At 38.7% G+C, this 14,796-nt stretch carries 10 protein-coding genes and 1 pseudogene; 1 reads left to right on the top strand and 10 read right to left on the bottom strand.

Annotated features, from left to right (window positions below):
* Positions 1 to 126 precede the first annotated feature (126 nt).
* The 10 genes from T408_RS0105610 to T408_RS0105565 form a co-directional block, all read right to left on the bottom strand.
* Positions 127 to 3,489, bottom strand: coding sequence for a DNA polymerase III subunit alpha (locus tag T408_RS0105610; RefSeq protein WP_028119084.1), 3,363 nt, complete (start codon positions 3,487 to 3,489; stop codon positions 127 to 129).
* Between the two features lie 55 nt (positions 3,490 to 3,544).
* Positions 3,545 to 4,582 (bottom strand): tRNA preQ1(34) S-adenosylmethionine ribosyltransferase-isomerase QueA, encoded by a 1,038-nt coding sequence (queA, locus tag T408_RS0105605; protein ID WP_028119083.1) that lies wholly within the window; start codon positions 4,580 to 4,582, stop codon positions 3,545 to 3,547.
* A 4-nt stretch (positions 4,583 to 4,586) separates the two neighbouring features.
* Entirely contained in the window at positions 4,587 to 5,597 is a 1,011-nt protein-coding gene (ruvB, locus tag T408_RS0105600; protein ID WP_028119082.1) for a Holliday junction branch migration DNA helicase RuvB, read from the bottom strand.
* 21 nt (positions 5,598 to 5,618) lie between these two features.
* On the bottom strand, positions 5,619 to 6,209 hold the full coding sequence (ruvA, locus tag T408_RS0105595) for a Holliday junction branch migration protein RuvA (protein WP_028119081.1): 591 nt from the start codon (positions 6,207 to 6,209) through the stop codon (positions 5,619 to 5,621).
* 6 nt (positions 6,210 to 6,215) lie between these two features.
* Complete coding sequence (gene msrB / locus T408_RS0105590) at positions 6,216 to 6,653, bottom strand: peptide-methionine (R)-S-oxide reductase MsrB (protein WP_028119080.1); 438 nt, start codon at positions 6,651 to 6,653, stop codon at positions 6,216 to 6,218.
* Positions 6,654 to 6,726: 73 nt separating this feature from the next.
* On the bottom strand, positions 6,727 to 8,568 hold the full coding sequence (gene mutL / locus T408_RS0105585; RefSeq protein ID WP_028119079.1) for a DNA mismatch repair endonuclease MutL: 1,842 nt from the start codon (positions 8,566 to 8,568) through the stop codon (positions 6,727 to 6,729).
* Positions 8,569 to 8,579: 11 nt separating this feature from the next.
* The gene (mutS, locus tag T408_RS0105580) at positions 8,580 to 11,177 is read right to left on the bottom strand and encodes a DNA mismatch repair protein MutS (RefSeq protein ID WP_035420240.1); all 2,598 of its coding nucleotides are present in this window, start codon (positions 11,175 to 11,177) and stop codon (positions 8,580 to 8,582) included.
* Between the two features lie 104 nt (positions 11,178 to 11,281).
* Positions 11,282 to 11,590, bottom strand: coding sequence for a PTS sugar transporter subunit IIB (locus T408_RS0105575; RefSeq protein ID WP_028119077.1), 309 nt, complete (start codon positions 11,588 to 11,590; stop codon positions 11,282 to 11,284).
* A 4-nt stretch (positions 11,591 to 11,594) separates the two neighbouring features.
* Positions 11,595 to 12,917, bottom strand: a complete 1,323-nt coding sequence (locus T408_RS0105570; RefSeq protein ID WP_028119076.1) for a GntP family permease — start codon at positions 12,915 to 12,917, stop codon at positions 11,595 to 11,597.
* 14 nt (positions 12,918 to 12,931) lie between these two features.
* Positions 12,932 to 14,443, bottom strand: coding sequence for an FGGY-family carbohydrate kinase (locus T408_RS0105565; protein WP_028119075.1), 1,512 nt, complete (start codon positions 14,441 to 14,443; stop codon positions 12,932 to 12,934).
* A gap of 191 nt (positions 14,444 to 14,634) precedes the next feature.
* On the opposite strand from T408_RS0105565, the pseudogene T408_RS12205 reads away from it, so the two are divergent.
* Positions 14,635 to 14,796: pseudogene (locus tag T408_RS12205) on the top strand (transposase); the annotation flags it as partial.

Genomic DNA, 14,796 nt, shown 5'->3' with positions numbered 1-14,796 from the left:
TTAGGTGATTTTATTAGTAACTAAAAGTTTGTACCCGTAGCCCTATTCTAGCATTAAAGATAGGCTAAGTCATATAAAATTCGCTGTAAATTAAATGAAAACGTTCTATTCGCTTTTTACAAATTATCAGTGGTAAATGACATTAGAACGCCCAAGCAAATCATACAATTCAGACTTGGTGCGGTCACTATAGCTTACCTTGTAAGGATGATCCAGTTGAATTGTATTTTTGGCTTGATCGACAATAATTACCGGACTTGGGCCAGGATGAGCTAAAATTATTCTTTTTACTTTTTCAATCAAAAGCTGATCCTGAGTAAAGTCCTGAATTCGTATAAAGCAGTTAGGAACTAATTCTGTTGAAGAGGACTTGGCTTTTATGACTGTCTCAGCTTCTTGGATTTTTAAAGCAATGACTTGTTTTTGCTGACGTCGATCGAGGTCAATTTTTCCTTCAAGGCCTATAACTTCTCCCAGTGATAGTAGCTGTTGGACCTGTCTATAGATTTTAGGAAAGACAACAATGGAGACTTCTTGACCTTGATAAGCCAAGGTCAAAAAGGCCATTAACTCCTCTTTTTTAGTTTGAATCACACGAACATCTTTTATTTTGGCGATAGTTTTAATGCGAGCTCCCACCCTTTGCTCTAAGACATCATTCAACCTTAGAATTGAGTGATCTTGATCAAAGATAGGCTCAAATGCCTCCATCACATCTGGAGCCAAGGAAAAACCTAAGGCCTCTTCTTCAAGTTGCAATAATTCGTCATTGGAGTATTCAGCGACAAGCTCAATTTTCGGTTCCATCTCTTCAAAGAGACTCATACTATTACCAGCAAATTGAATACTTTGAACGAGTGTATCTAGGTTAAAATCAAGTGTCCGTCGATTATAACCAAAGCTGTCAAAGGCTCCCGCATGAATCAGAGGTTGGATCATTTCTGTTTTTTGAAATTTATCGGGTAATCGTCGCAAAAACTCTATAAAATCTTTATAGGGTCCAATGAGATGACGGTCATCAACAATATGACCGATCAATTCTCGTCTCAATCCTCTGACAGATTCTAAACCAATTCTCAGTCCCTGACCATCAATACTAAAAGTCATCAAACTTCGATTAATATCAACTGGCAATAATTGCTTGACCCAACGTTTGGCTTGTTGGACATTCGCTTGAAATTTACTGGATCGACCGTCTGTATTGTTCAATAAACTTTTAAAGAAAAAAGCTGGATAGTATACCTTCAAGTGTGCAAGTTGGTAAGCTAAGGTAGAATAAACGACAGCATGAGCTCGGTTAAAGCCATAATTACTAAAGGCATAAATGTAGTCAAAAACTTCTTCCGCTTCTGACTGACTATAGCCCCTTGCTAATGCGCCTTGAATAAAATGATCGCGCTGGGCTTCCATAACGTCGGCTTGCTTCTTAGACATGGCTCGCCTAACCAAATCTGCTTCACCCAAGCTGAAGCCTCCCATTCTTACAAGAATCTGCATGACTTGTTCTTGATAAACAATGATACCATAGGTGTTCTTTAAGATAGGCTCTAAACTTGAATGAACATAAGTTATTTTTTCTCGCCCATGTTTTCTATCAATAAAATGATCAATTTGTTGCATAGGGCCTGGACGATAAAGAGCGTTGACTGCTACAATGTCCTCAAAACTTTCTGGTTTTAACTTTCTTAGCACTCGACGGATCCCATCTGATTCGAATTGAAAGACACCAATTGTGTCCCCTTTTTGGAATAATTCAAGAACAGATGAATCATTTTTGTTAATTGATTCAATCGCTATTTCTTGACCTGTTTGCTTTTTTATTGTGGTCAAGGTCTCATCCAAAATGGTTAAATTACGCAGACCTAAAAAGTCCATTTTTAAAAGACCTACTGCCTCGACATCATACATTGAAAATTGAGTCATCAAGGCTTGGTCTCCACCATCTTTACGTTCCATGACAGGAATGGTCTCAACCAAGGGTTGGTCATAAATCACAACAGCAGCCGCATGGGTGGAAATATGTCTGGGCAGTCCTTCAATGGTTTGCGCAATTTTAAATATTTCTTGATTTTCAGAATTAGCTGTTACAATTTGCCTTAAAGCAGTGGATTCACGGTAAGCTCGATCCAAAGTCATTACTTGGTTGGCATCAGATGGTATGCTTGAAGACCATGCTTTGAGGGTTTGATTATCAGCACCTAAAACTCGTAAACTATCTCTTACAGCCTGCTTGGCTCCGAATGTACCGAATGTTGCAATCTGGGCAACTTGTTGATAGCCGTACCGCCTAACCACATAATTAATGACCTGATCTCTACGGTTATCAGGAATATCGATATCAATATCCGGCATGGAGTAACGCTCAGGATTCAAGAAGCGTTCAAATAAGAGGTCATATTGAATAGGATCAACGCCAGTAATTTTTAGCAGATAACTCACCAATGAACCAGCGGCTGATCCTCTTCCTGGTCCAATCCGGATATTATTTTGATGGCAATAATCAATAATTTCCCAAACAATTAAAAAATAATCATTAAAACCCATCTGATCAATAACAGCTAATTCATGTTCCAGTTGCTGGACATACTTATCTTGAGAATCTAGCCCCAGATCTTCCATGGTTTGGTAAGTTAAATGAGCTAAATAAGTCTTAGAATCATAGCCACTTGGAACTGGAAATTTAGGCAACAGCTCCCTATCAAGTGGTAAGTCAATCACCAATGATTTAGACAATTTAAGGGTATTATCCCAAGCTTGTGAGAAGTTAATTTGACCATAAAGTGCTCTTAATTCATCGGGTGAATAGAGTGTGTAAGGACCTCTCATAGCCATAGCCGACCAATCAAGCGTTCGATTATCCCGTATTGCTTGTAAAACATTCAGGCTGGTTTGCTGGTCGCTAGACAAAGTATTTAAAGGTTGGGCCATCACCGGTGTTAAGTCAGATTGCTTTAAATAGTCACTGATATGACTTAATTCTAAGTTATTTGCAGGATAAGCAGTAATACCAAGGTAAGTTTCATCCTGGCCAAAAAGATTCACTAATGCTTCTTCAATTTGATGAGCCAGCTGGATATCTTGTCTAATCAAGGCTTGCTCCAATTCACTTTCTTTACCCAGAGAAACATATACCAAATCTCCATGAGATCGCTGAATAAGTTGCCATATTTGATGACTGCTTCTATTACTACTATTCAGCAAATATGAAATTTGCATCAAGGCCTGGTAACCAGAATAAGACCGAGCATAAAGAAGGAAAGAATAAGACTGGTCTTGTTTAACAAGACCCGCAAGTTCCAAGCGCATACCAATCAAAGCATGCATACCGTATTTTTGACAGAGTCGGTAAAATTCCAAGGCTCCATGCAAGACTTCCTTATCAGCAATTCCTAGGGATAAATAACCCAATTCCTTGGCTTTTTTGATATATTCTTCAAGGGTTACGGTGCTTGCTAATAAGGAGTAAACAGTTTGGGTATTAAGTAACATAAACTCCCTCCAAAAAAACCGTAAAATTTACTGGAAATTCTACGGCTAATAAAAATTAAATAATTAGCATGGCATCGCCAAAACTAAAAAAGCGATAGCGAGCTTCTACAGCATGTTCATAGGCTTGTAATATTTTACTTCGTTCATAAAAAGCACTCACTAGCATCACCAGGGTTGATTGAGGTAGATGAAAATTAGTAATTAAATGATCCACTGCCTTAAACTCAAATCCCGGCGTAATAAAAATATCCGTCCAGCCAGAGCTAGGAACAATTTGCCCTTTGTTGTCCCTGGCAATTGTTTCCAGCGTTCTGACACTAGTGGTCCCAACAGCTGTAATACTACCACCTGACTGTTTGATTCGATTGATGCTAGCCGCACTTTCTGGACTCAAATGATAAAACTCAGCATGCATTTGATGATCCTCAATCTGATCAACAGACACAGGTCTAAAGGTTCCTAATCCAACATGAAGGGTTAAAGGAATTATTTCTACGCCTTTCTCTTGAGCCTGGGCTAACAATTCCTTGGTAAAATGTAAGCCTGCTGTGGGAGCCGCAGCTGATCCATTTTCTTTAGCATAGACAGTCTGATATCGTTCAGGATCTTCTAGTTTTTCTTTGATATAGGGTGGAAGAGGCATTTGTCCCAGACGCTCCAAATGCTCCAAGAAAACACCTTCATATTGAAATTCAATGATACGTCCACCATGATCCAACTCCTCAACAACTTGAGCTTTCAACTGACCTTCATCGCCAAAAACGATCTCAGTTCCTACTCGCGCTCTTCTAGCAGGCTTAACTAAAGTCTCCCAACAGTTACCCGATGTATTATGAAGAAGTAAGACCTCTAAATGCCCACCTGTGTCAGGTTTCACCCCAAAAATACGGGCTGGAATCACGCGAGATTCATTGACAACCAGCCCATCTCCTGGTTCCAAATAGTCAAGAATATGATTAAAATGAGTGTCCCTCATCCTACCCATCTCTCGGTCTAAAACCAGCAATTTAGATGCACTCCGATCAATCAGAGGTGTTTGGGCAATCAATTCTTCAGGTAAATTAAAGTCAAAATCACTACTAGTTAAAGTCATTAATCTAGTCTCCAATCTCATAAGGGTATTGTAAGTGGTCATAAGCTAACCGGGTGGCAATGCGTCCTCTTGGTGTCCGCTTCATAAAGCCTGTTTGAATCAAATAGGGCTCATACATATCGCTAACAGTCTCTAAATCTTCGCTAATATTAACAGCCAAAGCGTTCAAGCCGACTGGCCCACCCTGATAGTCTTCAATTAAACTCTCCAAAATACGCCGATCCGTTTGATCTAAGCCGTATTGGTCGATCTTTAATAAATTGAGTGAATCTTGAGCTAGCTTCTGTGTGATGGTTCCCTCACCGATCACTTGAGCGTAATCACGAACTCTCCTCAAGATTCGATTGGCTATCCGTGGTGTCCCCCGGCTACGCAAAGAAATCTCCCCAGCGGCTGCTGGATCAATCACCGCGTCAAAGATAGCTGCACTCCGCTCTACAATTAATTTCAACTCTTCCGGCGTATAATACTCCATTCTTGAGACGATACCAAAGCGATCTCTAAGTGGCTGAGTTAAGCTCCCTGCTCGAGTGGTAGCTCCTATTAATGTAAAAGGAGGTAATTCAAAATGAATGGGTTGGCTGCTAGGACCTTGACCGATAATTATATCCACAAAGAAATCTTCCATCGCTGAATAAAGAACCTCCTCTACAACTCGAGGTAAACGATGAATTTCATCAATAAATAAAATATCGCCCGGCTTCAACTCATTTAATAAAGCCAAAAGATCACCCGGTCTCTCGATGGCAGGGCCACTGGTTGTTTGAATATTCACTGACAGCTCATTCGCGATAATCATAGCTAATGTTGTCTTTCCCAAACCTGGGGGACCAAATATTAAAACATGATCCAATGCTTCCTGTCTAGACTTAGTGGCTTCAATATAAATCGCTAACTCCTTTTTGAGAGGTTCTTGGCCAATATATTCTCTTAAATATTGGGGACGTAAACTAAGTAAATCACCATCTGCTTCTTCGCCAGCCAATTCATGATTAGACATCAGACGATCTTCCATTCGACTTCCCTCCTTTCAGATTTATTTAATTAACAATTTGAAGGCATAAGATAAGGCCTCCTGAGTCGTTTGAAATTGCTCGGCTTCCAATGGTTTTTTGATCCGATTGATTTCACGTTTAGAATAACCTAATCCTAACAAAGCCTCATAAACAGTATCAAACAAGTCATTATCATGATCCAACTTGCTAGCAGCTTGTTCTTCTGGTTCAATGAGGGCTAATTTTCCTTGTAGGTCTAATATTATTTGTGATGCCGTTTTCTTTCCGACACCTGGAAACTTAGTTAAATACTTACTATCGCCAGATTCAACTGCATCTACAAGTCCTTGATGATCATTGGCGGCTAAGATAGATAAGGCACTTTTAGGTCCAATACCTGACACACGATTCAGCATAAGAAAAAGCTGTCTTTCATCTTCCGTTAGAAAGCCATACAATAAATGAGCATCATCACGTATCACTTGTTCAATATAACATCTAACTTTTTGTTCTAAATAAGCTTGAAAGCTGTAAGGGTTAGCCGTGTAAATACGATATCCAATCCCATTTACATCAATCACAACATAGGTGGGATGAATGCCTACTAGGCTTCCTTCAAGATAATCATACATCGATAATTACTCCACATATTTTTTATAAGCGCCATAACCAGCTTCGTCCATCTCTCCCAAGGGAATGAATTTCAGAGAAGCTGAATTAATGCAGTATCGTAATCCACCTAATTCCTCGGGTCCATCAGTGAAGACGTGACCTAAGTGCGAATCTGCATCTTGACTTCGAACCTCAGTGCGAACATGACCTAAACTGGTATCAGCCAATTCTACTAGCTGAGTATTCGGAATCGGTTGACTAAATGAAGGCCAACCGCAACCGGCATTAAATTTATTAGCACTTGAAAATAAAGGTTCGCCTCCTACAATATCAACATAAATCCCCTTTTGGTAAAAGTCGTCATATTCACCTGTAAAAGGTCTTTCAGTGGCAGATTCCTGGGTTACTTTATATTGAAGGTCATTTAATTGATCAATATCCTGTTGGTATTTATTTGAAGTCATTGAGACCATCCTTTCGTACATTTGTTCGCCTTTTATTATAGCAGATATGCTTAACCTTGAAAACATTTGACTCTTAATAAGCACGAGCTCCAGCTTGATGGGCATCTTGAATTCGTTTGAATAATTTTTCTAATGTTTGCGTCGTAAATTCAACAAATACGGGTCTTCCATGTGGGCAATGATATGGATCTGCTAATTCAGCCATATCTTGAATTAAACTTTGCGCTTGATCAGGGCTTAATCGATGGTTAGCTTTGATAGCTCCCCTACAAGACTTCATGATAATACTCTTTTCCTTGATCTGGGGAATGGTTAGGTTAGGTTGATCAATGACCAATTGCAGGGTATCCCTTACGGTCTTTTCGATCGCTGATTCTTCTATCCAATTAGGATAAGACTCTAGTTGAAAACTTTGCGGTCCGAATGGTGTAAGGTGGATACCTAAGCGTTCAAGATCTTTTCGAGATTCCTGAACCGCTTGAAACTCGCTAGCGGACATTTGAAAAACAATAGGCAGAAGTAAAGTCTGCTGCACGAATTCTGTCTGATCGTCAGCCATAAAAGCTTCATAGCGGATCTTCTCTTGAGCGGCGTGTTGATCAATCAAGTAAAAGCCATTCTCAGATTCAGCGATCAAGTAGGTACCATGAATTTGCCCCACATAACGTAAATTAGCAAAATCTATTAAAGGCTTGTTTGAAGTTGGCTTTTTTTTAAAATTTTCATCCCCTGAATTCAACTCATTCGTTGGTCCATCATTTAAACTTGATTCAGTAAATAGTGGTTTTTGGCTCTGATAGCTAGCTTCCGTTTCCATAACGACCGGTTGAGATTGTAGATTTAAAGGCAGTGGATCAACCTTTACCTGACCACTCTCCATATTAGAGTTCTTACTAATAAGCTCAACATCTGCTTCTGGAATTGGGTTGATTTCACTCAAAAATTTTTGGATGGCTGCTTGCAACAAGTGGGCCAGTTCCTCTTCCTTGCTCAGGCGTACCGTTTGCTTGGTAGGGTGAACATTGACGTCCACCAATTGAGGATCCAAGTGGATATGAATCACAGCTATCGGATAGCGACCAATCATCAGCTGCCGGCCATACGCTTGAATTAATACACGATCCAAACTAATACTTCTAACCGCGCGACCATTAATAATCCAATGGATAAAATCCTTACTGGTCCTTGTCAAAGTGGGTTTCGATAAATAACCCTTTATTTCAAAATCCATATCCTGCGCTTCAATGGGAAGTAACTCTCGAGCAATGGCCGGCTGGTAAACGCTAGCAATCGCTTGCTGGAGATCTCCATTACCGACCGTTCGAAACACGACTTGCCCTTGAGATTCCAAAACAAAGCGAATATGGGGGTAAGATAAAGCAATATCCTGCATAAAATTTAAGATATGACGCATTTCAGTTCTCAAAGACTTTAAATGCTTGAGACGAGCGGGTGTATTATAAAACAAGTCCTCTACCCTAATTAAGGTACCAGGTTTGGCTTGTGCTACTCCCTGGTCTTTAATCTTTGAGCCGGCTACTTGTATGAAATGTCCCTTATTCTGCCCCTCAACCATTGATTGAAGATAGACTCGACTAACAGAAGCAATACTCGCTAATGCTTCCCCCCTAAAGCCTAGCGATTGAATATTAAAGAGGTCCTGAACGTTAAAAATTTTACTCGTGGCGTGGGGTAAAAAAGCCGCCGCTAAGTCATCCACTTCCATCCCTATCCCATTATCTGTTACTTGGATCGATTGAATACCTGCTTCTTGAACCTCAACCAATATCTGACTCGCACCCGCATCAATCGAATTCTCTACTAATTCTTTGATAACTGAAGCAGGACGTTCAACAACTTCACCAGCTGCGATTTGGTTGGCCAATTGATCTGACATGACTTGAATTTTAGCCATCGACGCCCCTCCTAATCTAGTATTTTATCTTGCCATTTATACATTAAATTCAAGGCTTCTATTGGTGTTAACCGATTAAGGTTTATCTTTTTAATTTCATCTAGCAACTCCGCCTCTGAACAATTCGTTTCAGACACAGTGAACAGGCTCAGTTGTTCTTGATCCCTATCTGACTGATCCTGCTCCAAATCTGGTATATGTCTGAGATACGTAGCGTTTGATTCCAATTCCTCCAATACTTGTGCTGAATAATTAATAAGAGAATCCGGTAAGCCAGCTAATTTCGCCACATGTAAGCCATATGACTTATCGGCTGGTCCAGAAATGATTTTATAAAGAAAGACCAAATGCCCCTCTACTTCTTCAGCACCGACATGAATATTCTTTAAGCTAGGAATTTGTGACTCCAAATCAGTTAATTCATGGTAATGTGTGGAAAAAATCGTAATTGCTTTCACTTGAGTCGCTAAATAATGAATAATTCCTTCTGCCAAAGCCATTCCGTCAAAGGTGGCCGTTCCTCGTCCAATCTCATCAAACAAGAGCAAAGATCTAGAAGTGGCTTGTTTTAAGGCGGTATTAGTCTCCATCATCTCTACCATAAAGGTTGATTGACCGCTTGAAATATCATCTGAACTTCCAATACGAGTAAATATTTGATCTACTAAAGGGAGGCGAGCTTTCTTAGCAGGAACAAAACAGCCAATTTGATTTAAAATAACACAGTAGGCCACTTGTCTCATGTAGGTACTTTTACCCGACATATTGGGTCCGGTCAACAATAGGATATAGTGTTCAGCTGAAAAGTCGACATCGTTAGCTACAAAATTAGCCTGGCCAATTAACGACTCAATCACTGGATGGCGACTTGCCTCTAGGCTAAAGTCATGCGGATGTTGACTAATTTCTGCTCTAACATAATTTTCTTCTTCACTGAGACTAGCAAAACTAGCTAAAACATCTAGCTCTGCTATCGATTCAGCTAATTGTTGCAAAGATGAGCTAAAGTTAGAAACTTTTTGGCGTAGTTCAACAAATAGCTGATACTCCAAGTCCACTGACTTTTCAGAAGCCTCAAGAATGACGGCTTCCATTTCTTTTAGTTCTTCTGTTATGAATCTTTCACTATTAGCTAGAGTTTGCTTTCTTTGATATCGTTGGTCATCTAGCTGTTGGGCTTGTAATCGACTAACCTCAATATAGTAGCCGAAGACTTTGTTGAAACCAATTTTTAACTTTTTTAAGCCCGTCTTCTCTCTTTCCCGGACTTGTAATTCAGCTAACCAATTCTCTCCATTATTTAAAGCGTCTTGATAGCGGTCCAAATCTTCATTATATCCCGATCGAATCAGCCCTCCTTCAGTGATCGATATTGGTAATTCATCCAAAAGTGCCTGATCAATCAAATGATACAATTTCTCGAAGGAAGGTAATGTTTGAAAATAGTCAATTGCTATGGCTTCATTAATAGAGGTAAGTATTTGATTAATCCGAGGTAAATAGGATAAGGATAGGCGAAGTTGGTCCAGCTCCCTGGCGTTAGCTGAGCCTAAACTAATCTTAGAGACTAATCGCTCTAAATCATAAATATTACGCAAATTATCAACTAGTTCTTGGCGTTCAAAATAACAATCCATCAATGCCGCTACTTTTTGGTGGCGGTCATTAAGAGGCTCTTCCAAAAGTAGGGGTTTGTCTAACCACTGGTTTAGAAGCCGTCCACCCATAGCAGTTCGAGTTTTATCGATAAACCATAAAAGACTTCCTTTTTTTCTTTGCGTTCTTAAAGATTGAGTTAGTTCAAGTTGGGCCTTCGTATAATGGTTCATTTGCAAATATTGATCCAATTCATAACGGATAACGGGCTTGACATAGTTAATAGCTTGTTTTTGAACCGATTCTAAATATGAAAACAAATAATTCAATAGCTCTGCTTCGTCTCGACTAGCAGCCGCTAATTGCCAAGTAAATGACTTGGAACCTGAAAAATTCTCTTCAGCTCGCTTACTAATATAGACTTGAGGGAGGATAGATTGCAGAATATCAAAGTCGTCAATCTTATCTGGATCTAGTAATAATTCACTGGGAGAGATTGTTTGAAGCTCTGAATAAATTTGCCGCGCATCACTGGAGGACGTCATTGAAATATCACCCGTTGAAACATCAATATAAGTTAGAAAAAGCTGTCCAGAGCTTCCTTTTCTGAGCGCTGCTAAATAGTTATGTTTTTTATTTTCAAGCGCATCAGCTTCCATAATTGTTCCAGGTGTAATAATTTTTACAATATCGCGTCGAACCATTCCTTTAGTTAATTTAGGATCTTCCATCTGTTCACAAATGGCCACCTTATAGCCCGCTTCAACTAGACGCCGGATATAATCACTAGCAGAATGATAGGGAACCCCGGCCATCGGTATGGGGTTATCCGCATTTTTATTCCGAGTAGTTAAGGTTATCTCTAAGATCTCAGCTGCTAAACGAGCATCTTCATCAAACATCTCATAAAAATCACCTAGTCGAAAGAACAAGATAGCACCCGGCGACTTGGCCTTTATTTCATAATATTGTTCCATCATTGGCGTTTGTTTTTTCTTTGTCAACGAATCCATCCTCTCCGATCTAAACATACTAACAATCATATCAATTATACCTTGAAAAATAAAGAAAGGCATAAAAAAGAACAGCCTCGGCTGTTCTCAAATAATTTAAAAGGTTATCCATGAAGTAGATCAAGCGATTTTTTTAAAATTTGATCTCCGTCTAAATTCGTAAAATCATTATAATCAATCATCTCTACGCGAGATAAGTCTTTATATTTTTTTAATAATGAGTTATAAAAAAGTTTTAAATGCGGTGTTACGAGAATTAAATCAGCATTACACGTCTTAAAATAATCATCAATTAGCGAATAGGGAACTACTTCTAAAGATATAGATAAATTTTCTTTTTCAATTTTCCCCTTCATTTTTTGAGCTAAAAATGTTGTTGAAACACCTGCGTTACAAACTAATATGATCTTCATAAGCTTATAAAAATGATCCTAAAATCAGAACATAGATCAAGGCGATACCCCAAACTATAGTTGTAGGTACTGACCAAGTGATGATTTGATCTTTTACGTCCTCATTACCAATTGATTCCTGGATAGTCCAGAAATAGGAATCATTGAAATATGAAAAGAATACTGATCCTGCTGAAGCAGCTAGAGTCCCTAAAACTGGATCAACCCCCAATGTAGCCATTATTGGAGCTGAAATAGATGCTGCTGTAACGGTTGCAACGCTTCCGGATCCTTGAATCAAACGTAAAATCGTTGCAATAATAAATGGTAATAAGATTACAGGAATATTGGTTGCTGCAATAGACTCTGCAATAAAAGTTCCTACCCCAGACTCATTAACGACATTACCTAAAGCACCTCCTGCACCTACCATTAGTAAAATTTTAACGCCACCTTCTAATCCATGATCAAAAGCTGACAACACTTGTCCTCTTTCCATTCTTGCAGTAAGAAGAAGCACTGCTACTAAAACACTTACACCTAGGGCAATTACTGGCTGACCGAGAAAGGCAATAGTGGTCATTAAAAAGCCACCAGAATTTGTGTCTAGCACATTTCCTACAATAATTAATATGATAGGCAAAATAATCGGGAAAAAAGAACTGAAGGTTGATGGTAAATCATGTTCTGTATCCACCTCAATATCCAATTCATCTGCACTTGGTATATCATTAAATTTCTTCCCTATATAATTTGCATACATTACCAAGACAAAAAATAAAATTAAACTTAGCAATGAGCCCCAAAGCATAACACTAGCTATATTAGCACCGAATATTCCAGCCGCTCCGATAGGACCAGAGGCTGGTGGAACAAAAGTATGGCTCAATAACAGTCCAGCTGCAAGTGAGAAGACCATTTTACTTAGTGGCAATTGTTTTTTCACAGCGATATTTTTTGCAATAGGAAATAACATAACTAAAGCCGGCACACAGAATATCGCTAGTGAGGTAATAAATCCGGTCACTATTAAAGCAATATGTTCCCGCCCCTCGCCAAAGAGATCAATTAAAAAGTTAGCAATTTGCTCGGTAGCTCCAGAAATCTCTAGAATTTTCCCTAACATTACTCCGAACATAATTAGGATACCAAGGTTACCTAGAGTGTTCCCAAACCCGGTTTTCATGGCCCCAACAACCGCAATGGGGTCCATCCCTCCAATAACTCCAGCAACAGCAGCTGTAATTAGTAAAGCTAAAAATACGTGTACTTTTGATTTTAGAAGCATCCAAACAAACAGCAAAATAGCAATAATTAGTCCAAAAATCATTTGAATTTGTGGTGACATATTTTTCCTCCTTCTTATAATTGACCCATGAATTTATTGTAAACTTGATTTTCATTTAAAGCATCATATAATTCTAATTTTCTAGCTTGTACGTGATTATATGTCAAATGGGCTTGTGCATTTGGCAAGTACTCCTTCTTATCACCATGCCCGATGACTCCCTCAAATGCCTCTTCATAATTACTATAAACGCCTAATGTCACAAAGGCTGACATTGTCGCTCCAAGCGATGAGGCTTCACTATCTTTATATCTAACAACATTTTTATATGATATATCAGATTGCATTTGATTGAATAGATCGGATTTAGTAAGGCCCCCAGCAACACTTATTTCTTTTATTTGTCCAGAAATATTTTCAATGAGAGCTATATTACTTGCGATCTCTAAGCTTATTCCCTCTAGAATAGCTCTTGTCATATCAGCTCTTGTCGTTCCCAATGAAAGATTAAAGAATAAACCTTTAGCATAAGCATTCCAGAAAGGAGCCGCGCTTCCTTCGAAGTGAGGAATAAGCATTACGCCATTCGAGCCTACAGGCGAACTAGCTGCCTCATCATTTAATGTTAGAAAACTAGTATCTTCTCCATAAAACTGGTTTCTAAACCATCTATAAATTGATCCAGTGTTAAAAATACTAGCTTCAATTATCCATTTTCCTGGCATCGCCGATGCACTACATAGAACCCTTGCCTCATCATCAAAAACTGGTTTGTCAGTGTGGGCAATAATGAATGAACCTGTACCCGTATTTGCCTCTGCCTTACCTTCAGATAAAACGTTGAGGGCAAGGGCTGCATTTTGTTGGTCTCCTCCAGCCATTATAATTGGAATTCCTTCAGCTAGTTTCGAGTAATCAGATACATGATCTTGAAGACCTCCCGCAATAGAGCCTACCGGCATCAAATCTGGAAGGAGTCTTCTTTCAATTCCAGAAATATTAAGCATTTCTTCATCCCACTCAAAGGTTTTAATATTCATTAACATTGTTCGAGCAGCTTGAGAAGTATCAGTCTTGAATTCTCCTGTTAAAAGATAAATAACATAGTCTTGAACGCCAATTAATTTATATGTTTTCTGATAGATTAGTGGTGCCTCTTCTTTAAACCACATCATTTTTGGCATAGAAAAATATGGATTAGATCTTAAACCAGTTTTATGATAGAGATCTTGTAATGAATATTCTGAAAGTATTCTGTCATTAATTGGAATACTTCTCTTATCCTGCCAGGTTACGGCATTATAAAGAGTATTACCATACTTATCTATTGGAATAACTGATGCTCTCTGTGATGTAACTGAAATAGCGTCAATATCAATATTATTATTATGTGCATAAATTCCAACCTCAGAAAGCACAAATTCTAGTGCTTTTTTCCAATCATTAGGATCTTGTTCAACATGACCTTCAGGTAGATAAATTGAACTATATTCGTATGTTGAAGAGCTTAAATTGTCGCCTTTTTCATCATAGATACCTGCTCGCATACTCATTGTACCTACATCAACAGCTATTATATGTTTCATAGAAAAACTCCCTTTCAGTAAGCGCTATCATTAATAATCAAGAGGCTGTAAGATAAGTCAATCTAAAACCCACCAAGAGTGTTGATATATCAACATTCTTGGTGGGCTTTATGGTATAATTAAGTTAGTAAAATTAAAAAACAGAGGATCGGACCCTCTGTTTAAAGATAATCCAGAAAGGACTACCTCCAATGTGTAACCATTATAACATAAACCAACTCACTTTAGAACTCTCAACTCAATATTCTCCAGAATCCAATCATATTGTCTGGACCATTCACGAATTTGTTGAAGACTTAGAAATTCATCACCCCTATCTCTTTGGTCGACCGAGAGAGTATGATTTTTCCATG

The organism is Hutsoniella sourekii ATCC 700629 (assembly GCF_000518205.1).
GTDB lineage: Bacteria > Bacillota > Bacilli > Lactobacillales > Aerococcaceae > Hutsoniella > Hutsoniella sourekii.
This window is presented reverse-complemented; position numbering and strand designations above follow the sequence as displayed.